The sequence below is a fragment of the Stenotrophomonas sp. GD03930 genome (assembly GCF_029839665.1).
Taxonomy (GTDB): Bacteria; Pseudomonadota; Gammaproteobacteria; order Xanthomonadales; family Xanthomonadaceae; genus Stenotrophomonas; species Stenotrophomonas forensis.
Genome location: NZ_JAOCAV010000001.1, coordinates 691,972 through 714,645, shown reverse-complemented (window position 1 = coordinate 714,645; position 22,674 = coordinate 691,972). Strand labels below are relative to the sequence as shown.

The 22,674-nt window shown below is 68.2% G+C and carries 18 protein-coding genes; 12 read left to right on the top strand and 6 right to left on the bottom strand.

Annotated elements, in window-relative coordinates:
* Positions 1–18 precede the first annotated feature (18 nt).
* From N5C18_RS03320 to N5C18_RS03310, 3 genes are all read left to right on the top strand, one after another.
* On the top strand, positions 19–912 hold the full coding sequence (locus tag N5C18_RS03320) for an NAD(P)-dependent oxidoreductase (RefSeq protein ID WP_279943828.1): 894 nt from the start codon (positions 19–21) through the stop codon (positions 910–912).
* Between the two features lie 209 nt (positions 913–1,121).
* Positions 1,122–3,653, top strand: a complete 2,532-nt coding sequence (locus N5C18_RS03315; protein ID WP_279943827.1) for a methyl-accepting chemotaxis protein — start codon at positions 1,122–1,124, stop codon at positions 3,651–3,653.
* Positions 3,654–3,873: 220 nt separating this feature from the next.
* The gene (locus N5C18_RS03310) at positions 3,874–4,044 is read left to right on the top strand and encodes a hypothetical protein (protein ID WP_180879615.1); all 171 of its coding nucleotides are present in this window, start codon (positions 3,874–3,876) and stop codon (positions 4,042–4,044) included.
* Between the two features lie 58 nt (positions 4,045–4,102).
* Here the strand turns inward: N5C18_RS03310 and N5C18_RS03305 are convergent, their stop codons facing one another.
* On the bottom strand, positions 4,103–6,148 hold the full coding sequence (locus N5C18_RS03305; protein WP_053510147.1) for a TonB-dependent receptor: 2,046 nt from the start codon (positions 6,146–6,148) through the stop codon (positions 4,103–4,105).
* Between the two features lie 490 nt (positions 6,149–6,638).
* On the opposite strand from N5C18_RS03305, the gene mdoH reads away from it, so the two are divergent.
* The 5 genes from mdoH to hemC all read left to right on the top strand — a co-directional run bounded on the left by mdoH (position 6,639) and on the right by hemC (position 12,627).
* The gene (gene mdoH, locus N5C18_RS03300; RefSeq protein WP_279943825.1) at positions 6,639–8,564 is read left to right on the top strand and encodes a glucans biosynthesis glucosyltransferase MdoH; all 1,926 of its coding nucleotides are present in this window, start codon (positions 6,639–6,641) and stop codon (positions 8,562–8,564) included.
* A 50-nt stretch (positions 8,565–8,614) separates the two neighbouring features.
* Positions 8,615–9,274 (top strand): alpha/beta hydrolase, encoded by a 660-nt coding sequence (locus N5C18_RS03295; protein ID WP_080374968.1) that lies wholly within the window; start codon positions 8,615–8,617, stop codon positions 9,272–9,274.
* Positions 9,275–9,277: 3 nt separating this feature from the next.
* Complete coding sequence (locus N5C18_RS03290; RefSeq protein ID WP_006471622.1) at positions 9,278–10,321, top strand: sensor histidine kinase; 1,044 nt, start codon at positions 9,278–9,280, stop codon at positions 10,319–10,321.
* A 10-nt stretch (positions 10,322–10,331) separates the two neighbouring features.
* A complete protein-coding gene (locus N5C18_RS03285; RefSeq protein WP_053450872.1) occupies positions 10,332–11,063 on the top strand; it encodes a LytTR family DNA-binding domain-containing protein in 732 nt (243 codons plus the stop codon).
* 652 nt (positions 11,064–11,715) lie between these two features.
* Positions 11,716–12,627, top strand: coding sequence for a hydroxymethylbilane synthase (gene hemC, locus N5C18_RS03280; RefSeq protein ID WP_053450871.1), 912 nt, complete (start codon positions 11,716–11,718; stop codon positions 12,625–12,627).
* A 116-nt stretch (positions 12,628–12,743) separates the two neighbouring features.
* Here hemC and N5C18_RS03275 read toward each other — a convergent pair whose 3' ends face one another.
* Entirely contained in the window at positions 12,744–13,520 is a 777-nt protein-coding gene (locus tag N5C18_RS03275) for a DUF481 domain-containing protein (protein WP_006471539.1), read from the bottom strand.
* Between the two features lie 106 nt (positions 13,521–13,626).
* Complete coding sequence (locus N5C18_RS03270) at positions 13,627–14,229, bottom strand: hypothetical protein (RefSeq protein WP_053509671.1); 603 nt, start codon at positions 14,227–14,229, stop codon at positions 13,627–13,629.
* Between the two features lie 81 nt (positions 14,230–14,310).
* Here N5C18_RS03270 and N5C18_RS03265 point away from each other — a divergent pair, with 81 nt between their 5' ends.
* Entirely contained in the window at positions 14,311–15,282 is a 972-nt protein-coding gene (locus tag N5C18_RS03265) for a YafY family protein (protein WP_008267051.1), read from the top strand.
* Positions 15,283–15,308: 26 nt separating this feature from the next.
* Positions 15,309–16,103: a MetQ/NlpA family ABC transporter substrate-binding protein gene (locus tag N5C18_RS03260; RefSeq protein ID WP_053450869.1), complete on the top strand. Its 795-nt coding sequence runs from the start codon at positions 15,309–15,311 to the stop codon at positions 16,101–16,103.
* 108 nt (positions 16,104–16,211) lie between these two features.
* Here the strand turns inward: N5C18_RS03260 and glpK are convergent, their stop codons facing one another.
* The 3 genes from glpK to N5C18_RS03245 form a co-directional block, all read right to left on the bottom strand.
* Positions 16,212–17,711 (bottom strand): glycerol kinase GlpK, encoded by a 1,500-nt coding sequence (gene glpK / locus N5C18_RS03255; protein ID WP_008268321.1) that lies wholly within the window; start codon positions 17,709–17,711, stop codon positions 16,212–16,214.
* 79 nt (positions 17,712–17,790) lie between these two features.
* Positions 17,791–19,272 (bottom strand): glycerol-3-phosphate dehydrogenase, encoded by a 1,482-nt coding sequence (gene glpD, locus N5C18_RS03250; RefSeq protein WP_164241399.1) that lies wholly within the window; start codon positions 19,270–19,272, stop codon positions 17,791–17,793.
* A 182-nt stretch (positions 19,273–19,454) separates the two neighbouring features.
* The gene (locus N5C18_RS03245) at positions 19,455–20,090 is read right to left on the bottom strand and encodes an OmpW family outer membrane protein (RefSeq protein ID WP_164241400.1); all 636 of its coding nucleotides are present in this window, start codon (positions 20,088–20,090) and stop codon (positions 19,455–19,457) included.
* A 186-nt stretch (positions 20,091–20,276) separates the two neighbouring features.
* Between N5C18_RS03245 and N5C18_RS03240 the strand changes: the two genes are divergently transcribed.
* Positions 20,277–20,846: a DNA-deoxyinosine glycosylase gene (locus N5C18_RS03240; RefSeq protein WP_279944499.1), complete on the top strand. Its 570-nt coding sequence runs from the start codon at positions 20,277–20,279 to the stop codon at positions 20,844–20,846.
* Positions 20,847–20,959: 113 nt separating this feature from the next.
* Positions 20,960–22,663 carry a dihydrolipoyllysine-residue acetyltransferase gene (aceF, locus tag N5C18_RS03235; protein WP_279943824.1) on the top strand — a complete coding sequence of 568 codons (1,704 nt, stop codon included), beginning with the start codon at positions 20,960–20,962 and terminating at the stop codon, positions 22,661–22,663.
* The last annotated feature ends 11 nt before the right edge of the window (positions 22,664–22,674 follow it).

The following is a 22,674-nucleotide window of genomic DNA, read 5'->3' as shown; positions in this document are numbered from 1 at the left end:
TTCGAGCGAATGGACTCAATGAAGATTCTGTTGACCGGCAGTTCCGGACGGATCGGGCGTGCGATCTTCGGCGCGCTTGCGGCCACCCACGAAGTGGTGGGGCTGGATCGCAGCCCGTTCGCCACCACCCGCATCATCGCCGATGTCACCGATCGCCAGGCCGTGCAGCGCGCTGTCCGGGGCGTCGACGCAGTGATCCACACCGCCGCCCTGCACGCACCACATGTGGGACTGGTGCCGGACGCGGTGTTCCAGCAGATCAACGTGGAGGCCACCGCGCACCTGCTGCAGGCCGCGCGCGAGGCCGGTGCGCGGCGGTTCGTGCTGACCAGTACCACCGCGCTGTACGGGCATGCGGTGGTGGCGGGAGGCTGCCGCTGGATCGATGAAGACACCGAGCCCTTGCCGCGCACGATCTATCACCGCAGCAAGCTGCAGGCCGAAGCCCTGGCCATGGCCGCGGCCGCACCGGGCTTCAGCGTGCGCGTGCTGCGCATGGGCCGTTGCTTCCCGGAGCCGCCCGAGCGCATGGCGATGTTCCGCCTGCACCGTGGCATCGACGCGCGTGACGTGGCCAGTGCGCATGCCGCGCTGCTGCTCGATGACGGCGCCGCCTTCGCCCGCTACATCGCCTGTGCGCCGACGCCCTTCCGGCGCGAGGACTGCCTGGAACTGGCCACCCAGCCGCGCAATGTGCTGGCGCGGCGCGTGCCGCAGCTGCTGGCCGAGTTCGAACGCCGTGGCTGGCCGCTGCCGATGAGCATCGACCGCGTCTACGACAGTGCCCGCCTCCGAAGCGAGCTGGGCTGGCAACCGCGATTCGGCCCGTACGATGTGCTGCAGCAGTACGCCGCCGGCAGCATCGAAGTGCTGCCGCGGGCGCAGTGGATCAAGGACCGCGTAGCCGAGTAGCCGGCAGCGGGGCGGGTTGCTGACCCGTCCCTGAGCAGATTCAGGAATGTGCAGGCGGGCCGCCTCAACCTCGTGGGTGGGCGGCCGCTAACCCGGTGCGCTTCCAGCGCCGGGCATGCCCCGGCGGCCGGCGGCCTGCGCGACGGATCGCGCGCCTGCGCGGTGCCCTCGCGGTGCCGGTCATCCTGAACTGCCTAGCGGACCCTTCCATGCCTCCTTCCCGTTCCGCCGCTGCCCGACGCCCGGGCAGCATCGCCCACAAGCTGATGCTGGGCACCGCCGTGATCGCGCTGCTGTGCTTCGGCCTGACCGCGTTCCTGATCTATCGCCAGGCCAGCGCCAGCCTGATCGATGCCTCGCGCCAGACCATGACCAGCGAAGCCAATGCCGAGGCGCGCCAGGTCGCGGCCGATCTGGGCACGGCCTTCGCCAGCAACGACGCGATGGTCGAAGCCGTGCTCGCCCAGCGTGCGCGCGGCGATGTACCCGACCGCGCCAGCCTGGCGGCGGTGCTCGGCGAGCAGCTGCGCACCCATCCGGAATGGCTGGGCAAGAGCACCATGTGGGAAGCCGATGCGTTCGACGGCAAGGACGCCGAGTTCGTCAACACCGAGGCGCACGATGCCACAGGCCGCTACATGAGCTACTGGGCCTGGCAGGACGGCGCACCGCAGCAGTCGCCGATGACGGACTACACCGAAGCCGCCGATGGTTCGGCCGACTGGTACATGGGTCCCAGCCGCGACAAGCTGCCCAAGGTCAGTGAACCCTATGCCTACGACATCGGCGGCCAGCAGGTGCTGATGAGCACACTGAGCACACCGATCATCGAGAAGGGCACCTTCCTCGGCGTGTTCACCGTCGACTTCTCGCTGGCAGCGCTGCAGAAGCACCTGGCCACGCTGACGCCGATGGGCGCCGGCCGTGTCGAGCTGCTTTCGCCCAAGGGCGTGGTGCTGGCCTCGGCCAACGCCGCCGAGATCGGCAAGCCGCGCAGCGACGCGCTGACCCGCAGCATGCTGGCGGACATCGCCGCCGACCGCCGCTTCGAAGCCTTCACCCCGGATGCCGCCGGCAACGTGCGCGTGTATGTGCCGCTGCGCGTGGGCGATGCCCCGCAGCGTTTCGCGCTGGGCGTGGTGATGCCGCATGCGGTGATCGTGGCCGAGGCGCGCCAGCTGCTGTGGCTGACCCTGCTGGTCGGCGTGGTGGCGGCCCTGGCCCTGAGCGCGGGTGTCTACGTGCTGCTGCGCCGGCTGGTGATCCGCCCGCTGGCCGAAGCCGTGCGCGTGGCCGGCGATGTCGCGGCGGGCAAGCTGGACAGCACCCTGCCGGCGCGCAGCAATGACGAAGTGGGACGCCTGCTGGAGGCGATGCAGGGCATGCGCGGCCAGCTGCAGGCGGTGATGGCCGCGCAGGCGGAAATGGCCCGCCGTCATGACGCCGGCGAGCTCAGCTACCGGATGGACGCGTCGGCGTTCCCGGGCGAGTACGGCCGCATGGTGGCCGACAGCAACCAACTGGTGGCCTCCAGCAATGCGGTCACCCAGCGCCTGGTCGAAGTGATGCAGCGCTATGCCGTAGGCGACCTCAGCGTGGACATGGAGGCGCTGCCGGGCGAGAAGGCCGTGTTCAGCGCCGCGATGGCCACTACCAAGAGCAACCTGGCCGCGATCAACGATCAGATCCAGCAGCTGGCTGCGGCCGCCGCTGCCGGTGATTTCGCGGTGCGTGGCGATGCGCTGCGCTTCGACCACGACTTCCGCCGCATGGTGGAAACGCTCAACACCATGATGCAGGTCAGCGACCACAACCTGGCCGCGCTGTCGACGCTGCTGCGTGCGATCGCCGCCGGTGACCTCACTGCCCGCATGCAGGGTGACTTCCACGGGGTGTTCGCGGTGATGCGCGACGATGCCAACAGCACCGTGCAGCAGCTGACCGGGATCGTCGGGCAGATCCAGCAGTCCGCGGCCAGCATCCGTCTGGCAGCCGGCGAGATCGCAGCCGGCAACAGCGACCTGTCGCGGCGTACCGAACAGCAGGCCGCGAACCTGGAAGAGACCGCCGCGTCGATGGAGGAACTGACCTCCACCGTGCGCCAGAACGCCGATCACGCGCTGCAGGCCAACACACTGGCCGGTTCCGCGGCCGGCGTGGCCAGCGAAGGGGGACAGGTGGTCAGCCAGGTGGTGCAGACCATGGAGCAGATCGAGGCCTCGTCGCAGCGCATTGCCGAGATCATCTCGGTGATCGATGGCATCGCGTTCCAGACCAACATCCTGGCGCTGAACGCCGCGGTGGAAGCGGCACGTGCCGGTGAGCAGGGCCGCGGGTTTGCGGTGGTCGCCAGCGAAGTGCGCGCGCTGGCGCAGCGCTCGGCCGGCGCGGCCAAGGAGATCAAGGAGCTGATCGATGCCTCGGTCGCGCAGGTCGGCGCCGGCGCGGAACTGGTGCATGGCGCCGGTCGCACCATGCAGGAGATCGTCGGCCAGGTCGGGCGGGTCAACGAGATCATGGCCGAGATCTCGGCCGCCTCGCGCGAGCAGTCGGCCGGCATCGAGCAGGTCAACCAGACCGTGGTGCAGATGGACGAGACCACCCAGCAGAACGCTGCGCTGGTGGAGGAAGCCAGTGCCGCCGCGCGGGCGATGGAGGAGCAGGCCGAGCAGCTGGCGGTGGCGGTGTCGCGCTTCCGCCTGCAGGCCGGGCCGGTGTCGGTGGCACGCCGCGCGGCGTGAGCCCCCGGGCGGCGGCCGGGGCGGTCATGGCGATGAACCGTGCACACGGCAACGGGTTCAGGAATGCGCCCCGGCACCGCGAGTCCAGTCGTATGGCCGGCGCGGTGCTGCGGCCGGGCGCCGCACCGTCACCCATCCGCCTTGTTTTTAGGATAGGGTGCGCAGTTCCGCTGCCGCTCCAGCTGAATCCGTGCGGCGGCGGGATGTCCATGGAGGTTGCATGACCACACCTGCTACACCGGAAAACGCACCGGGACCGGTGCTCCTGCCGACACCTGAAGTGGTGCAGGCACAACAACTGCTCGCCCGCCAGCAACTGGCGGTGGCGATGGACCGTGCACGCACGGCCGCCACGCGCACTGCGGCACCGGCCGCACTGCAAAGCGAGTAACCCGCAACACCGTCGATCGCGCTGGCTCACCGCCAGCGCGATCGCGGCGCGCCGCCGGTCAGAACCGCGCGGTCATGCTGAGGAAGTAGCTGCGCCCGGCTACGAAGTAGTCGGTGGAGCCTTCGGCATACAGCTTCTTGTCGGCCAGGTTGCTGACACCGCCGCGCAGGGTCAGCACCGGGTTGACGTTCCAGGCGGCGGTCAGGTCATACAGGGTGTAGGCCTTGAGGAAGGTGGTGGCCACGCCGTCCTGCTTGCCGGTGTACTGCGCCGACAGGCTACTGGAGAACGCCGTGTTCGGCGTCCAGTCCAGCGACGAATAGCCGGAGAACTCCGGCGTGTCGATCAGGTTGCGGCCGGTGGTCAGGTTCTTGGCTTCCTTCATCCAGGTCGCCGAAGTGCGCCAGCGCCAGTGCTCGCCGAAGCGGAAATTGAGGTTGCCTTCCATGCCGCTGGTGCGTGCGCGCTGCACGTTGCTCATGCGCGTCCACCAGATACCGTTGAACCTGCCCAGCGGGGCGTACTCGATCTTGTTCCTGAAGTCGGTGTGGAAGTAGGTCAGGCCGGCATCCACCCAGTCGTTGTCGAAACTGACGCCGATCTCGCGGTTGGTGCTGGTTTCCGGGTCCAGGTCCGGGTTGCCGGCCATGTAGCAGCCGCCGCGGGTATAGCCCAGCGGGATCAGCGAGGTGCAGCCACGGCCACCGGACTGGGTGGCGGCAGTCGCCGAATTTTCGGTCAGGCTGGGTGCGCGGAAACCCTTGGAGACGCCGCCACGGATCGTCCACTGCTCGGCCGGGTGCCAGACCAGGTAGGCACGCGGGCTGACGTGGCCCCCGAATTTCTCATGGTGATCCAGGCGTGCGCCCAGCGTCAGCGCCAGGGTGCGATGCAGTTTCAGTTCGTCCTCGACGAACAGCGCCCAGGTGTCCACTTCCAGATCGGAGCCGCTGACCGCGTTGCCGGCATAGTCGATCGGTGCACGGCCGATGGTGTCGGTGTTGGTCAGCTCCTGGCGCTTCCATTGGCCACCCACGGCGAACTGGTGTTCAACGCCGAGGGTGAACGGCGTGGTCAGGCTGCCTTCGATGATGGTGTCGGTGGCCTCGGAGCGGCCGGTGGCGCCGATGTCGTTCTTGTACTCGGTCCAGTACGCGCTGATCTTCGAGTTGCCGAAGCGCCACTTGCCATCGTGGTTGAGCGCCAGCGAGCTGCGCTTGAGTTCGGTGGCCCCCCACGCACCTTCGTCCTGCTTTTCCAGTGCAGCATCGATGAAGGCCTGCTGCACGCCGTGGCCGGCTTCCAGCGACAGTTCCTGCGCGTCGCTGAGTTTCCACTGCAGCAGCGCGTCGACATTGCGGTCCTTCTCGCCGGCATAGGCATTGCCGTAGACGCCGCCATTGGACCGGTCGGAATCACGGCGCATGCTGTTGGCGCCGATGCGCAGGCCGAAGCGCTCGCCGAGCGGGCCGGAGAACGTAGCGCCGATCTGCTGGGTGTCGCCGCGCTTGTCGTCGCCCGGTCGCGTGTAGCTGTGGGTGGCACTGCCGTTCCAGTCATCACCGATGCGTTTGGTGATGATGTTGATCACGCCGCCCATGGCGTCGGAGCCATACAGCGACGACATCGGCCCGCGCACCACTTCGATGCGCTCGATCTGGTCCGGCGAAATCCAGTTCAGGTCCTGGCGTCCGAGGTCGGGGCGGTAGTTGGTCGAGGCCGAGCTGCCCATGCGCTTGCCGTCCACCAGCACCAGCGTGTAGTTGGACGGCATGCCGCGCAGCTTGATCTTGGACTGCTCGCCGGCGGCGCTGAGGCCGCCGGTCACGCCGGGCACCCGGCTGAGCAGGGTGGCCAGGTCGTGTACCGGCTGGCGCTCGATGTCCTCGCGGCTGATCACGCTGATGCTGGCCGGGGCATCCTTGATCCATTGCTGGTTGCCCGAGGCGGTGACCACCACGGTGTCCAGATCCTTGGTGGACGCATCGGCGGCGGCCCCGGCGGCGGCCAGGCCGGGCAGGGCAAGCAGGCAGGTGGTGGCAACGGCGACGGCCAGGCGGCTGCGCGCGGGATGCGCGGAACGGGAACGGAATGACAGGGACATGAGGGCTTCCATGGGAGTAGGAGAGACCCGGTGGAAGCGCAGGCGCAGGCAGACAGCAGGCAGCCCCCTTCCGTGGGTCGTCGGCGCGCGGCGGGGCCGGCGCGGCTGGGTGGGTCTCAACCGTCGGGAAGACGGTGACCTGCCTGGTTAATGAAATGATAACCGTTCGCGTTTGTTACGATCCAGTACCTGTCGTAATAAAGCGACAACCTCGATTGCGGGGCGTCATCGCCTGCTGTTTGCTGAATGGGGATAATTCCCGGCGTAGGCCTTCGCACCCGGCTTACATCCGGCGCCCTAGACTGGGCCGCATTTTCGATTCCGCCCCGTTGGAGATCGTGTGGGTTCCGGTAGTGACAGACATCGACTGTGCGGCCAAGGGCCGGCACAGCCAGGACAAGTGCGGGCGCCGGGAAGGCGCGCCGGGAACCTTCGTGCATGCAGCCTGGCCGGGATGGCCGGCCGTGCCGAACGTGCGGAGTAGGCGGTGATGGGGGGTCAGACCATCCACGCGGAAGCGGATGCGCCCCGGCTGGATGCCGGCTGGGCGCTGCTGCCTGCTGAATCTCCGTTGCAGATGCCCGAGCAGAGCCTGCGCGAAGGCGCCCTCAAGGTCCGCCGGCATCGCACGTCGCCGCGCCTGATCGGCCTGCGGCGTTTCTACATTTTCGGTGGCACGCTGGGCATGACCGCGGTGGCCACGCGGATGATGTGGCGGGTGCTGTCGACCAATGGCATCAGCGTGCTTGAAGCCTGCCTGCTGGTGTTGTTCGTGGGCCTGTTTGCCTGGATCGCGCTGTCCTTCGCCAGCGCACTGGCGGGCTTCCTGACCGCCGTGTTCGACCGTGGCTACCGGCTCGGCATCGACCCGGACAAGCCGCTGCCGACCGTGCACAGCCGCACCGCGCTGCTGATGCCGACCTACAACGAAGATCCGCGCCGCCTGCTGGCGGGCCTGCAGGCCATCTATGAATCGGTGGCCGCCACCGGCCAGCTTGAGCGCTTCGATTTCTTCGTGCTCAGCGATACCCGCCGCGAGGACATCGCGCGTGCCGAAGAGCAGATGTTCGCCGAACTGCGCGACCGTGTGCCGGACGGCCAGACGCGGCTGTTCTATCGCCGCCGTGGCGACAACAGTGGGCGCAAGGCCGGCAACATCGCCGACTGGGTGCGCCGCTTTGGCGGTGCCTATCCGCAGATGCTGATCCTCGACGCCGACAGCCTGATGACCGGCGACAGCATCGTGCGCCTGGTCGCAGGCATGGAGCACAACGCCGATGTCGGCCTGATCCAGACGCTGCCGTCGGTGATCGGTGGCCGCACCCTGTTCGCCCGCATGCAGCAGTTCGGCGGCCGCGTGTACGGCCCGGTGATCGCCCGTGGCGTGGCCTGGTGGCACGGCGCCGAGAGCAACTACTGGGGCCACAACGCGATCATCCGCACCCGCGCCTTCGCCGACCACGCCGGCCTGCCGGCGCTGCCGGGGCGCAAGCCGTTCGGCGGCCACGTGCTCAGCCACGATTTCGTGGAAGCCGCGCTGATGCGCCGTGGCGGCTGGGCCGCGCACATGGTGCCGTACCTGGGCGGCAGCTACGAGGAAGGCCCGCCGACGCTGACCGACCTGCTGGTGCGTGACCGCCGCTGGTGCCAGGGCAACCTGCAGCACGGCAAGGTGGTGGGCAGCCGCGGCCTGCACTGGATCAGCCGCACCCACATGCTGATCGGCATCGGCCATTACTTCACCGCGCCGATGTGGGCGATGCTGATGCTGATCGGCATCGCCATCCCGTTGTTCCAGCAGGGCATCGACTTCAACGCCCTGCTGCACCTGTCGCCCAGCGTGTACTGGCGGGCCCAGGACGAGGAACAGGTGGTGCGCCTGTTCGCCGCCACCATGGCCGTGCTGCTGCTGCCCAAGGTGCTGGGCTACCTGGCGATGCTGCTGGACCCGGTCGACCGGCGCGGCTGCGGGGGGGCGATCCGTGCGTTCGTCTCGATGCTGGTGGAAACCGTGCTGGCCGCGCTGATGGCCCCGGTAGTGATGTACGTGCAGTCGCGCGGCGTGGCCGAAGTGCTGTCCGGCCGCGACTCGGGCTGGGACGCACAGCAGCGCGACGACGGTGGCATCTCGTGGCTGGCGCTGATCCGTGGCTACGGTGGCCTGGGCGTGTTCGGCGCCTTCATGGGCGTGCTGGCCTGGGCGGTATCGCCGTCGCTGGCGGCGTGGATGGCGCCGGTGGTGATCGGCATGGTGCTGGCGGTGCCGGTGGTGGCACTGACCTCCTCGCGCGGCCCGGGCGCTTTCCTGCACCGCCTTGGCCTGCTTGATATTCCCGAGGAGAACATCCCGCCGCCGGTGCTGGTACGCGCCGCACAGCTGCGCCGGGAAGCGGCCGAGCAACCGCCGCTGTACTGATCGCCCCGCGCCAGCGGCATAATGCGGCTCGAACTTGAAGGAGCCGCATCATGCTGCAAACGGTGGAACAGGAAACCGGCGCCTCGCCGCAGTGGTCGGTGATCTGGCTGCACGGCCTCGGCGCCGATGGCCATGACTTCGCGCCGATCGTGCCGGAGCTGGTGCGGCCGCATTGGCCGGCGCTGCGCTTCGTGTTTCCGCACGCGCCGGTGCGGCCGATCACCATCAACAACGGCGTGCCGATGCGTGGCTGGTACGACATCGTCGGCATGGACTTCCGTTCGCGCGCCGACATGGCCGGCGTGCAGGAATCGGTGGTGCAGCTGGATGCGCTGATCGCACGTGAGATCGAGCGTGGCATCGCGCCGGAGAAGATCTTCCTGGCGGGCTTTTCGCAGGGTGGGGCAATCATCCTCACCGCAGCGCTGTCACGTACCGCGCCGCTGGCCGGTCTGATCGCGCTGTCCACCTACCTGCCCGAGGCTGAAAGCGCCAAGCGTGTTGACGGTGCCGTGCAGGTGCCGGTGTTCATGGCCCATGGCAGCAGCGATCCGGTGATTCCGCAGGCGGTGGCCGTGCACAGCGCGCAGGCACTGCAGGCGCTCGGCCTTGAACTGGAATGGCACAGCTATCCGATGGCCCACCAGGTCTGCGCCGAAGAGATCCAGGCGCTGGGTGACTGGCTGCAGGAACGGCTGGGCGCTGCCTGAGCCATGGCCCCGGCCAGCACACCGCCGTGGATGCCGGAGCTGTGCCGCCTGCCGCGGTTGGCGGCGATGCTTGGCCTGGCCGAGCTGGTGGTGGTGGTGCTGGCCCTGGCGCCCGACGGCAGTCGCCACTGGACCTTCGGTGAACTGCTGTCGGCCAGCGGTTTCGCGCTGTGGCTGGCGCTGGCGGTCTCGGCCAGCCTGTGCCTGCTGCGGCAGGCGTTGTCGAGGTTGCCGCAGGTACTGGGGGCGGTCGCGGCGATCGCCCTGGCGACCCTGATCGCGGTGGTCTGCGCCGGCATCGTGCATGCGCTGTACGCGGTGCTGGGGGACAACTTCGCCAGTGGTATCAGCTTCTGGCGCTTCACCCTGGGCAGTGCGGCCACCACTGCACTGATCACGGCGCTGGCGCTGCGCTATTTCTATGTGAGTGATCGCTGGGCCGCGCAGGTGCAGGCCAACGCGCGCGCGCAGGCCGATGCGCTGCAGGCGCGGATCCGCCCGCATTTCCTGTTCAACAGCATGAACCTGATCGCCAGCCTGCTGCATCGCGATCCGGCCGTGGCCGAGCGCGCGGTGCTCGATCTGTCCGATCTGTTCCGCGCCGCGTTGGGCGCAGGCGAGGGCGATTCGACCCTGCGCGACGAATGCGAGCTGGCCGAGCGCTATCTGTCAATTGAATCGCTGCGCCTGGGCGAGCGCCTGCAGGTGCAGTGGCAGCGTGACGAACCACTGCCGTGGGACCTGCCATTGCCGAGGCTGGTATTGCAGCCGCTGGTGGAGAACGCCGTGCTGCACGGCATCTCGCGCCTGCCCGAAGGCGGCACCATCGAGCTGCAGCTGGTGCGCGAGGGCCAGGAGCTGCAGATCCGCGTGCGCAATCCCGCGCCCGATCCGCAGGCCCCGGGGCTGGCGCTGGCGCGCGGTGCCGGGCATGCCCAGCACAGCATCGGTCATCGGCTGGCCTGGCGCTTCGGCAGTGCCGCGCGGATGACGGCCGGCTGGAGCGAGGGCTACTATGCCTGCCAGGTGACGGTGCCGATCCAGTGAGGGGACGATCGTGAGGGTAGTCATCGCCGATGACGAACCGCTGGCGCGCGAGCGCCTGCGCAGCCTGTTGGCGGCGCAGGACGGCGTTGACGTGGTGGCCGAGGCCGGCAACGGCGAGCAGGCCCTGCACGCCTGCGCGGAGCTGCAGCCGGACCTGGTCCTGCTGGATATCGCGATGCCGGGGCTGGATGGCCTGGAAGCGGCCCGACACCTGGCCAGCTTCGAGCCACGGCCGGCGGTGGTGTTCTGCACCGCCTACGACGCGCATGCGCTGTCGGCCTTCGAGGCGGCGGCCATTGATTACCTGATGAAGCCGGTGCGTGCCGAGCGCCTGGCCGCCGCGATCGCACGTGCACGTACCTTCCTGGCCGGGCGTGACGGCCAGCCGCAGGACAACAGCGGGCAGCAGGCACGCAGCATGCTGTGCGCACGCCTGCGCGGCAGCCTGCGGCTGATCCCGCTGGACGACATCCATTACCTGCAGGCCGAAGAGAAGTACGTGGTGGTGCACCACGCGCGTGGCGAAGACCTGATCGAGGAATCGTTGAAGTCGCTGGAGGAGGAGTTCGCCAGCCGCTTCATCCGCATCCATCGCAACTGCCTGGTGGCACGCCACGAGTTGGTGGAACTGCGCCGTGGCTCGGGTGGGCAGGTGCAGGCGATGCTGAGGCATGGCAAGCAGCCGCTGGAAGTCAGCCGCCGCTGCGTGGCGATGCTGAAGCAGGAATTGCGGCACCTGTGAGGGGGCCGCGCGGCCTGTGGCCGCGACTGCTTACAGATCAACATCAAGATCAAGATCAACAGCAGGTTGGTCGGCTCGTTGTTCTTACGTGCTGGGTCGGGCCGGGGTGGGGTGGCGGGACACGCCGTAAACCCCGCTCCGCGGTCCGGCCCAGCCGCTGGCGGCTGTGCGTTCGGGCGCTTGCGAAGCAGTGCTTCGCAAGCAAAGCGCCCTCACCCATGGGGGCTCGATGGCGCCATCCATGGCGCCAACGGTCCCGCCACCCCACCCCGACCCAACCCTCTCGTTCTCCACTGCACCGGACAGCAAAAGCGTTGTTGTTATCGGGTGGGGAGGGAAATGTAGAGTCGAGCCATGCTCGACTCAGAGCGAAGCGACCCGCTGTTGCTCCTGCTCTTCTTTTGATCTTCCGTGGCTGGACGCGCACGGAAACTGTCAGAGGCCGGGCGGGGTGGGTTCGCGGGGGACGCCGTGAATCCGTCCGTGGAGGCTTGGCCGCGGCATCCATGCCGCGGACACCCCCGCGAACCCACCCCGCCCCACCTCTGACAGTTTCCTGCCTCGTCCAACCACGGAAAAGAAGAAAGAAAAGCAAAAGCGGGTCGCTTGCCGCCGTTGGCCGTATCCGCGCCGAAGGCGCGATAATGCCCGGATGGAAACCGTCCGCATCGCCACCCGCAAGAGCCCGCTCGCCCTCTGGCAGAGCGAACACGTCGCCGACCGCCTGCGCCAGGCCCACCCCGGCCTGCACGTGGAACTGGTGCCGATGAGCACCCGCGGCGATGAGGTGCTGGACCGCTCGCTGGCCGCCATCGGTGGCAAGGGCCTGTTCCTGAAGGAACTGGAGCTGGCCATGCTGCGCGGTGAGGCCGACTGTGCCGTGCATTCGCTGAAGGACGTGCCGATGGAGCTGGACGCGCCGTTTGCGTTGCCGGCGATGCTGACCCGGCACGACCCTGCTGATGGCTTCGTCTCCAACCTGTACGCCTCGCTGGAGGCGCTGCCGATCGGTGCGCGTGTCGGCACGTCCTCGCTGCGCCGCCAGGCCCAGTTGCGCGCGCTGCGCCCGGACCTGGAACTGCTGGACCTGCGCGGCAACGTCAACACCCGCCTGGCCAAGCTCGACAATGGTGGCTACGACGCCATCGTGCTGGCGGTGGCCGGGCTGGAGCGGCTGGGCCTGGGCCAGCGCATCGTCGCGCGCCTGCAGCCGCCGCAGTGGCTGCCGGCGCCGGCACAGGGCGCGGTGGCGGTGGAGTGCGATGGCGGCAACGCACGCCTGATGGCCCTGTTCGCAGGACTTGACGACGCTTCCACCCGCGCCTGTGTGGAGGCCGAGCGGGCGATGAACCGTGCGCTGCATGGTAGCTGCCACGTGCCGGTGGCGGCCATCGCGCAGTGGCAGGGCAATGACCTGCACCTGCAGGGCCTGGTCGGCAGCGCCAGTGACGGCCGCGCGGTACGCGCCGAAGCGGTGGGGCCGGCCAGCGACCCGGATGCGCTGGGCCAGCGCGTGGCGACGATGCTGCTGGACGCCGGTGCCGGCGAGCTGCTGAACGTCTGAGCCACCGCAGGTAGTGCCGGCCGCTGGCCGGCAACCTGGTGCCCCCAGTTGGATGCAGTTGCCGGCCAGCGGCCGGCACTACCGAAAGAAGAACGGGCGCCTTTGGCGCCCGTTGCTTATTTGAACTTGTAGACCACGTTCATCGTGGTCAGCGTGTCGGTCTTGCGCTTGTCCTCGGCCACGTCACTGTTGTAACGCGCCTGCCAGCCGGCTTTCAGCGCCAGGTGCTCGTTCATGCTCACCGAGACACCGAAGTCATTCTGGCCGAAGGTGTTGTACGAACCGGATTCGACCAGCAGGGTGTTGACCAGGTCGGTGTTGTCGGTCAGCGAGTACTTCAGGTCGAACAGGCCGCGACCGATCATGCCGGTACGGGTGCGGTCGTCCTCGGTGCTGTGGGTGCGGCGCACACCGGGGCCGATCTGCGCGTCGAAGGAGAAGCGCTCGGTGTTCCACAGGCGGGTGCCGTAGCCCAGGCCGAACGAACTCTGGCGGTCGTAGGTGGCGAAGTCGTCGCGCTCGGTACGCACCGTCGCGGTCAGCTGGCGGTGCTCGCCCAGCTGCAGCGCGCTGCCGGCGCTGCCGGTGTAGCGGTTGGCGGTGGTGTTGTTGCGACGGGTGGTGGTGCCGTCGTCGGCGGTCTCGGTCACCTTCGAGCTCGAGCGCAGGCCGAACAGGTCCATGCTGTGCACCCAGTCGCCATCGGTGTAGCGCAGGCGCAGGCGGCCATTGAAGCTTTCGGTGCTGCTGTTGCCGCGTGCCGATGCGAAGCCGAGCTCGCCGCCGCTGCCGCTCCACGGCGAGGACATCGCCGCCAGTTCGGAGGCATCCTGTGCATACGCGAGCGGCGCGCACAGCAGCAGGGGAATCAGCAGGGACACGCGCAGGGACATCGAGGCTTCTCCGAAGCGGTTAACAGCCGGTGATGATACTGGAAGCGTGATGGCGGTCCGAATCGATCCAATGCGCGCTTCAGCGAACGTTGCCGCGATCGCCTATTCAGGGCAGATCGACGCGCAATGCCGGATCGTTGAAGCGCGAGTAGCGCAGGCGCAGCTGGAAGCTGCGGCCATTGCTGCTGCCGCTGCGCACCAGCTGCCGCGGCAGGCCCTGGGCATCGATCCAGTACTCCAGGCGCTCACCGGGCTGGCTGCCCCGCAGTCGGTAGTGGCGGGTCTCGACCCCGTCCAGGGTCTGGTTGCCCAGGTCCTCGGCCTGCAGGTTGGCGGGCAGGGCATCGGCCGGCAACGGGTTGCGCCACTGTTCGAGCAGGCCCGGCGGGGCCGGCACCTGGCGGATCGCGCCTTCGGCCTGCAGGAACAGCGTGTCACCGATGATCGTCTGCGGTCCGGCCGGGGTCTGCACGCGGAAACGGTCGGGGGCGACGAAGTCCATGGCGCTGCGCACCGGCTGGGGGGCGCCCAGCACCTCCAGCTCGGCGTGGAAGCTGCGCAGCGCGGCGAAGCGCTGGCTGGCGCCCAGCACGGCCTGCGCCGGATCGGCGGCCGGTACCGGGGCTTCGGTGCTGGCCGGCGCTGGTGCGCGATCGCAGGCGGCCAGCAGCAGGCAGGCCAGCAGGGACAGGGCAGGCAACCGGCGCATCGGGCGTTCCATGGGGGTGGGGGCGACCACGATAGCCCAAACGTCCCACACAAGACCCGCGACTCGGACATAATCGGGGGTATGGACCGATACGAACGCATCACCGCCCTGCATCGTCTGCTCAAGTCCGCGCGCTATCCGGTGACGGTGGCGACCCTGCAGGACAAGCTCGGTTGTTCCCGTGCCACCGTCTACCGCGACCTGGCCTTCCTGCGCGACGCGCTGATGGCGCCGATCGAGGGCGACGGAGAAGCCGGCTTCCGCTACCACGCCGACGAGAGCGACCGCTTCGAGCTGCCCGGCCTGTGGCTGAGCTCGGAGGAACTGCACGCCCTGCTGGCCTCGCAGCACCTGCTGGCGCGCACCGGCGGCGGCGTGCTGTCCTCGGTGCTGGCACCGCTGCAGCAGCGCATCGAAAGCCTGCTGGCGGCCCAGGCAGGTGTCTCCAGCTGGCCGGTGGACCGCGTGCGGGTGATCCCGCACCGTGGGCGCAAGTTCGATGAAGGCAGCTTCCGCAGCGTCGCCTCGGCGGTGCTGGAGCGCCGCCAGCTGGCGTTCGAGTACCGCGCCCGTTCCACCGACGAGCCGACCAAGCGCACGGTCTCGCCGCAGCGCCTGACCCACTACCGCGACAACTGGTACCTGGATGCCTGGGACCACGACCGCGACGCGCTGCGCAGCTTTGCCGTGGACCGCATCCACAAGGCGCGGGTGGTCGACAGCACCGCGCGCGATGTTGCCGACAGCGAACTGGACGAGCAGCTGGGCGCCAGCTACGGGATCTTCTCCGGCGCGCCGAAGGGCTGGGCGACCATCCTGTTCAGCGCCAAGGCCGCGCGCTGGGTGGCCGACGAGCACTGGCACTCCAAGCAGCAGGGCCGCTTCCTGGCCGATGGCCGCTATGAACTGAAGGTGCCGTACAGCGTCTCGCGCGAGCTGTTGATGGACGTGCTGCACTATGGCTCGGATGCCGAGATCGTGGAGCCTGTGATGCTGCGCGAGCAGGCCAAGGCCCTGCTCGAGCTGGCCCTGAGCAACTACGACAACGCCTGACCCTCCCCACGAGAACCCCACCGCCCATGAAGAAGACCCTGTTGCTGCCCCTGCTTGCCGCTGCGCTGGCCCTGACCGCCTGCGGAAAATCCGGCGAACCCTCGCAGAAGCTGGTGGTGGCCGCCACGGCCGTGCCGCACGCCGAGATCCTCGAGGTGGTCAAGCCGATCCTCAAGCAGGAAGGCGTGGACCTGGACGTGCGCGTGTTCAACGACTACGTGCAGCCCAACGACCAGCTGGTGCAGAAGCAGGTGGACGCCAACTACTTCCAGACCGAGCCGTACCTGGATGCCTACAACCGCGACCGCAAGACCGACCTGGTGAAGGTGATCGGCGTGCACATCGAGCCGTTCGGTGCGTACTCGCGCAAGATCAAGTCGCTGGCCGAGCTGCGTGAGGGCGCCGACGTGGTGATCCCGAACGACCCGAGCAACAACAGCCGTGCGCTGATCCTGCTGCACAAGGCCGGCGTGATCGAACTGAAGGACCCGACCAACGCGTTGTCGACCCAGCGCGACATCATCGCCAACCCGAAGAACCTGAAGTTCCGCGAGCTGGACTCGGCGATGCTGCCGCGCGTGCTGGACCAGGTCGATCTGGCCCTGATCAACACCAACTATGCGCTGGATGCCGGCCTCAACCCGACCCAGGACGCGCTGGCGATCGAAAGCAAGGATTCGCCGTACGTGAACTTCCTGGTCGCGCGCCCGGACAACAAGGACGATGCCCGCGTTCAGAAGCTGGCCAAGGCGCTGACCAGCCCGCAGGTGAAGGCCTTCATCGAAACCAAGTACAAGGGCGCGGTGCTGCCGGCGTTCTGACCGGCGCTACGCACGCTCTGGCCATGCGGTAGTGCCGGCCGCTGGCCGGCGCAATCTGCAAACGCCGCCAAGGATCATGGGGTTGCCGGCCAGCGGCCGGCACTACCCTCAGTCGACGTGGAAGGCGAGCGTGGCGGCCACCGCCTGCTGCCACCCGGCGTACAGCTTCTCGCGCCGCGCCACCTCCATCTGTGGCTCGAAGCGCCGGTCCAGGCCCCATTGCGCGGTGATCTGCTCGCGGCTGGTCCAGAACCCCACCGCCAGCCCGGCCAGGTAGGCCGCACCCAGCGCGGTGGTCTCGGTCAGTCGCGGCCGCAGCAGCGGCACGCCGAGGATGTCGGCCTGGAAGCCGGCCAGGAAGTCGTTGCCGATCGCACCGCCATCAGCGCGCAGCTCGGTCAGCGCGATGCCTGCATCGGACTGCATCGCATCCAGCACATCGCGGGTCTGGTAGGCCATCGCTTCCAGTGCGGCGCGCACGAAGTGCGCCTTGCGCGTGCCCCGGGTCAACCCGAACATCGCGCCGCGCACGTCACTGCGCCAATAGGGCGCGCCGAGGCCGACGAACGCTGGCACCAGGTAGGCACCTCCACTGTCGGGCACCTGTGCGGCCAACGCCTGGCTGTCGCCGGCGCGCTCGATCATGCGCAGGCCGTCGCGCAGCCACTGCACCACCGAGCCGGCCACGAAGATCGAGCCCTCCAGCGCGTACTCCACGCGCCCGTCCAGGCCCCAGGCGATGGTAGTCAGCAGTCCGTTGCGCGAACGCACCGCCTGGGTGCCGGTATGCATCAGCATGAAGCAGCCGGTGCCATAGGTGTTCTTGACCATGCCCGGCTGGAAGCAGGCCTGGCCGAACAGCGCCGCCTGCTGGTCACCGGCGATGCCGGCGATCGGGATCGGATGGTCAAAGAAGAACTGCGGCCGGGTGTGCGCGTATACCGAACTGGAGTCGCGCACCTGCGGCAGCATCGCGCGCGGGATGTCCAGCAGCGCCAGCAGGTCGTCATCCCAGTCCAGCGTGTGGATGTTGAACAGCAGCGTGCGCGCGGCGTTGCTGTAATCGGTCACGTGCGCCTGGCCACCGCTGAGGTTCCACACCAGCCAGCTGTCGATGGTGCCGAACAGCAGTTCGCCGCGCTCGGCCCGCTGTTGCGCGCCCTCCACGTGGTCGAGGATCCAGCGCACTTTGGTTGCGGAAAAATACGCATCGATCAGCAGGCCGGTACGCTCGCGCACCAGCGCCTCGTGGCCATCGGACTTCAGCCGCTCGCAGAGGGCGTGGCTCTGCCGCGACTGCCAGACGATGGCGTTGTGGATCGGCTGGCCGGTGGCGCGGTCCCAGACCACGGTGGTCTCGCGCTGGTTGGTGATGCCCAGCGCGGCGATATGGCGCGGGTCGATCTGCCCGCGGCTGAGCAGTTCGGTCAGCGTGGCATAGACGCTGGTGAGGATCTCGCGCGGGTCATGCTCGACCCAGCCGGGGTGCGGGAAGATCTGCGCGAACTCGCGCTGCGCGCTGCCGACGATGTTGCCGGCACGGTCGAACAGGATCGCGCGCGAACTGGTGGTGCCCTGGTCGATGGCCAGCACGTAGCGGGGCGTCATGCAGCGTCTCCGGTAGCGATGGTATTGGTAGAGTCGAGCTTGCTCGACTGCTCTTCATGCCAGTCGAGCAAGCTCGACTCTACCGTCTATCCATCCAGGCCTGCAGCCGTGCCATCTGCGCGGCATCCAGCCGCAACCCCAGCTTGCTCCGCCGCCACAGCACATCATCGGCGTCGTGCGCCCACTCATGCTCCCGCAGGAAATCCACTTCGCGCGCATGCAGGCCCGCACCGAAGTGCTCGCCAAGATCGTCCATGGATTGCGCCGCGCCCAGCAACGACGCGCTGCGGCTGCCGTAGGCCCCGGCCCAGCGTCGCGCGATGTCCGCGGGCAACCAGGGAGCCCGCGCGCTCAGCTGCGAGCGGGCCTGTGCGGCGTCCCCCCAGTCGCTGCCCGGCAGTGCGGCTCCGGTTGCGGTCCAGGCGGGCCCCATCTGCGGCAGGGCAGGGCGCAGCAGGTCCAGTGCCTCTTCGGCCAGTACCCGATAGGTGGTCAGTTTGCCGCCGAGCACATGCAGTGCCGGCGCCGGATCGGACTGTACCTGCAGGCGGTAGTCGCGGCTAAGCTTCGCCGCACGCGGGTCCGGGTCGGCCAGCAGCGGGCGCACACCGGCGAACTGCCAGGCCACGTCTGCGGCGGTGATCGGTTCACGCAGGTAGCGGTTGGCGGCATCGCACAGGTAGGCCACCTCGGACGGCAGCACGCTGCAGCGCGCCGGATCGCCACGGTAATCGGTGTCGGTGGTGCCGACCAGCAGGTGGTCGTGGGCGAAGGGCAGCAGGAACACCACCCGGCCATCGGGTTGCTGCAGCAGGCAGGCGCTGTCTTCGGGCCAGGGGCGGCGCAGCACGATGTGGCTGCCCTGCACCAGGCGCAGTGCGGGGCCGCCGCTGCGCGCCTGCATCCGTTCCAGCAGACCGCCCGCCCACGGGCCCGCGGCATTGGCCACTGCGCGTGCGATCACGTGCCGTTGCTGACCATCGTGGGTTTCCAGCACGGCCTGCCAACGGCCCTGCAGCGCACGCAGTTCGGTGCAGCGGCTGCGCACCTGCACCTGCGCGCCGCGCTGCGCGGCATCCAGTGCGTTCAGCAGTACCAGCCGCGCATCATCGACCTGTGCATCGGCATAGCTGAAGGCCCGCCGCAGCATCGGGGAGAGCCAGGCGCCGAGCGAATCCTGCTGCAGGTCCAGCGCCTGCGAGGCGGGGAAGGCAGGGCTGCGCCGGCCCAGGTGGTCGTACAGCCACAGCCCCACGCGCAGCATCCAGCGCGGGCGCAGGTGCGGTTCCCAGGGCAGCACGAAGCGCAACGGATGGACCAGGTGCGGTGCCTGCCGGCGCACCACCTCGCGCTCGCCCAGTGCCTTGCGCACCAGGCCCAGTTCACCCTGTTCCAGGTAACGCAGGCCGCCGTGGATCAGTTTGCTGCTGGCACTGGAGGTGTGCGCGGCCAGGTCATGCTGTTCACACAGCAGCACCCGCAGGCCGCGACCGGCCGCGTCACGGGCGATGCCGGCACCGTTGATGCCGCCACCGATCACCAGCAGGTCAACCTCCTCCATCGCGCCTCCGTGTCCTGTGTCTGTAGAGTCGAGCCTGCTCGACTGCGTTGACGATAGTCGAGCAAGCTCGACTCTACGAAAGGCAGTCGAGCAGGCTCGACTCTACAGACCGCAGGTGACGGAAACGACGACGGGCCCCGAAGGGCCCGTCGCGTTGCATCAATGGAGCGGTGCTGCCTGGATCAGAAGCGGGCGCCGATGCCGAAGCCGACGGTCCACGGATCCATCTTGGCTTCGCCGATCTTCTCGCCGCCAACCTTCACGTCCGGGCGGGCGCGCATGTAGCGGGCGTCAGCACGGGCGAACCAGGTGGAATTGATGTTCATGTCCACGCCGACGGTGCCGATCACGCCCTTGGCGTCCTTCAGGCGGATGTCGGAGCTGCTGCCGTCGGCCAGCTTTTCGCTGCTGAAGCTCGACTGGTAGTAGCCCACGCCCACGAACGGACGGAACACGTTGTCGGCCTGGCCGAAGTGGTACTGGCCGCTCAGCGCGACCGGCTGCTGCTCGACCGAACCCACGCGAACGTTGTTCGGGCCCTTGAACTTGTTGTCGAACTTGTCGGCGGCGCCCCACAGTTCAACGGCCCAGTTGTCGTTGACGTAGTAGCTGAAGCTGACGGTCGGCGCCGGGCCGCCATCGGTCTTCTTGATGCCGTCGATCGGATCATTCTTCGGCTGCAGCAGCGAGATGCCGCCAACAACGGCAAAATGCTTGCCCGAAGCGGTATCGGTGCTGCTGCTGTCCTGGGCGAAAGCGGCCGGCGCGAACGCGGCGGAGGTCAGCAGGGCGAGACTCAGGATACGGATGGAGCGCATGGGGGTATCTCCTAATGTTTCTTGTTTTGGGCCCCCGGTTGCGGGGCGAGCACACCGTAGTCGCCCCAACATGAATCGAATCCGACGCGCGTTAAAAATTGGTTTGGCTTGTTCAGCGAGCAGCGCGAAAAGCCTGTATTCATGGGGTTTTTGGCCATCCGTGACATTCATTCAGTTGGAGAAGATGTGAGCGCTGCGACGATGTGCATCGGCCTGCAAGCGCAGGTGAACGTGGATTGCAGAGTGCTGCTGCTCGGTTCGATGCCGGGTGTGGCGTCGCTGCAGGAGCAGCGCTACTACGCGCACCCGCGCAATCGCTTCTGGCCGCTTTTGGCGGAAATCTGCGGGTTTGATGCGGGCCTGCCGTATGCACAGCGATTGCAGGCATTGAACGCCGCGGGCATCGGCCTGTGGGATGTGATCGGCCAGTGCGAGCGGCGCGGCAGCCTGGACGCGGACATCGTGCGCGGCACGGAAGTGCCCAATGCGCTGCCGTCACTGATCGCCTCGCTTCCTGAGCTGGAGCTGATCGCCTGCAATGGCGCGGCGTCGATGCAGGCGTTCCAGCGCTGGGTGCTGCCCCGGCTGGAGGCGCCGCCGAGGCTGCTGGCGCTGCCCTCCACCAGCCCGGCCAACGCGGCGTGGTCGCTGCCGCGCCTGCGCCTGGCCTGGCAGCCGGTGGCCGACGTACTGGCGACATCAAGCGGACATCGTCCGGACAATACGCTACCGACTGGTCAAGGCGGCAACCCATGAGCAACAGCGTGTCCCGGCTGCGTGCGTACTGAAAACACCTGTAACGGTTGGCGCTGGACCCCGCTGGCCGCACAATAGACGTTTCCCTACACCAGATTGCCGGAGTTATCCCCATGGCCGAAATCAAGGAAGCACTTGTCCCCGATATCGGTGACTACAGCGATATCCCGGTAATCGAGGTGCTTGTCGCCGTCGGCGACACGGTCAAGAAGGACCAGGGCCTGGTGACGCTGGAAAGCGACAAGGCGACCATGGAAGTGCCGTCCTCGGTGGCGGGCGTGGTCAAGGAACTCAAGGTCAAGGTCGGCGACAACCTGTCCGAAGGCAAGGTCGTGGCGCTGATCGAAGTGGCCGAAGGCGAAGCTGCCAAGCCGGCCGCCGGCGCACCGGCACCGGCCAAGGCTGCTGCCCCGGCAGCCGCCACCCAGAGCGCGCCGGCCCCGGCCGCTGCTGCCCCGGCCGCCAGCGGCGGTGCCGTTGAAGCGCTGGTGCCGGACATCGGCGATTACACCGACATCCCGGTCATCGAAGTGCTGGTCGCCGTCGGCGATACGGTCAAGAAGGACCAGGGCCTGGTCACGCTGGAAAGCGACAAGGCCACCATGGAAGTGCCGTCGTCGGTTGCTGGCGTGGTCAAGGAGCTGAAGGTCAAGGTCGGCGACAATCTGTCGCAGGGTGCCGTGGTCGCCATCATCGAGGCCGAGGGCGCTGCCGCGCCGGCCCCGGCCAAGGCGGCGGCTGCCGCTGCCCCGGCCGCCGCCGAAACCGCCACCAAGGTCGAGCCGGTCGCCGTTCCGGCCCAGCCGGACAAGCTGGCCGCCCGCGAGATCGCCTCGGCCGGTACCCCGTCCAGCCCGCCGGTGCAGTTCAACGCCGATGGCGTGCTGCCGGCCAAGGTGCCGTACGCCACCCCGGCGGTGCGCGTGTTCGCCCGCGAGCTGGGCGTGGACCTGCTGCAGATCAACGGCACCGAAAAGGGCGGCCGCATCACCAAGGGTGACGTGCAGAAGTTCGTCAAGGCCGCGCTCAGCGGTGGCGTGCCGGCCGCTGCCGGTGCTGCCGTTGCCGCCGGCGGTGGCCTGAACCTGCTGCCGTGGCCGAAGGTCGACTTCAGCAAGTTCGGCGAGACCGAAGTGCAGCCGCTGTCGCGCATCAAGAAGATCTCCGGCGCGAACCTGGCCCGCAACTGGGCGATGATCCCGCACGTCACCCAGTTCGAGCAGGCCGACATCACCGACCTGGAAGGCCTGCGCGTGGCGCTGAACAAGGAGAACGAGAAGGCCGGCATCAAGCTGACCATGCTCGCCTTCCTGATCAAGGCCAGCGCCGCGGCGCTGAAGAAGTTCCCGGAATTCAACGCCTCGCTCGATGCCAGTGGTGAAAACCTGACCTTGAAGAAGTACTTCCACATCGGTTTCGCCGCCGACACGCCGAACGGCCTGGTCGTGCCGGTCATCCGCGACGTGGACAAGAAGGGCGTGGTGCAGATCGCGCAGGAAACCGGCGAACTGGCCAAGAAGGCGCGCGACGGCAAGCTGGGCCCGGCCGACATGAGCGGCGGCTGCTTCTCGATCAGCTCGCTGGGCGGCATCGGCGGCACCTCGTTCACCCCGATCGTCAATGCACCGGAAGTGGCCATCCTCGGCGTCTCCAAGTCCTCCATCCAGCCGGTCTGGAATGGCAAGGAATTCGCGCCGAAGCTGATGCTGCCGCTGTCGCTGAGCTACGACCACCGCGTCATCGATGGCGCCCTGGCCGCACGCTTCACCACCTACCTGTCGCAGGTACTGGCCGACATGCGCCGCGTGCTGCTGTAAGGCACCGCTTC

Coding starts and splice junctions, on each gene's coding strand:
- N5C18_RS03320 (WP_279943828.1), top strand. CDS start 19: ATGAAGATTCTGTTGACCGGCAGTTCCGGACGGATCGGGCGTGCGATC.
- N5C18_RS03315 (WP_279943827.1), top strand. CDS start 1,122: ATGCCTCCTTCCCGTTCCGCCGCTGCCCGACGCCCGGGCAGCATCGCC.
- N5C18_RS03310 (WP_180879615.1), top strand. CDS start 3,874: ATGACCACACCTGCTACACCGGAAAACGCACCGGGACCGGTGCTCCTG.
- N5C18_RS03305 (WP_053510147.1), bottom strand. CDS start 6,148: ATGTCCCTGTCATTCCGTTCCCGTTCCGCGCATCCCGCGCGCAGCCGC.
- mdoH (WP_279943825.1), top strand. CDS start 6,639: ATGGGGGGTCAGACCATCCACGCGGAAGCGGATGCGCCCCGGCTGGAT.
- N5C18_RS03295 (WP_080374968.1), top strand. CDS start 8,615: ATGCTGCAAACGGTGGAACAGGAAACCGGCGCCTCGCCGCAGTGGTCG.
- N5C18_RS03290 (WP_006471622.1), top strand. CDS start 9,278: ATGGCCCCGGCCAGCACACCGCCGTGGATGCCGGAGCTGTGCCGCCTG.
- hemC (WP_053450871.1), top strand. CDS start 11,716: ATGGAAACCGTCCGCATCGCCACCCGCAAGAGCCCGCTCGCCCTCTGG.
- N5C18_RS03275 (WP_006471539.1), bottom strand. CDS start 13,520: ATGTCCCTGCGCGTGTCCCTGCTGATTCCCCTGCTGCTGTGCGCGCCG.
- N5C18_RS03270 (WP_053509671.1), bottom strand. CDS start 14,229: ATGCGCCGGTTGCCTGCCCTGTCCCTGCTGGCCTGCCTGCTGCTGGCC.
- N5C18_RS03265 (WP_008267051.1), top strand. CDS start 14,311: ATGGACCGATACGAACGCATCACCGCCCTGCATCGTCTGCTCAAGTCC.
- N5C18_RS03260 (WP_053450869.1), top strand. CDS start 15,309: ATGAAGAAGACCCTGTTGCTGCCCCTGCTTGCCGCTGCGCTGGCCCTG.
- glpK (WP_008268321.1), bottom strand. CDS start 17,711: ATGACGCCCCGCTACGTGCTGGCCATCGACCAGGGCACCACCAGTTCG.
- glpD (WP_164241399.1), bottom strand. CDS start 19,272: ATGGAGGAGGTTGACCTGCTGGTGATCGGTGGCGGCATCAACGGTGCC.
- N5C18_RS03245 (WP_164241400.1), bottom strand. CDS start 20,090: ATGCGCTCCATCCGTATCCTGAGTCTCGCCCTGCTGACCTCCGCCGCG.
- aceF (WP_279943824.1), top strand. CDS start 20,960: ATGGCCGAAATCAAGGAAGCACTTGTCCCCGATATCGGTGACTACAGC.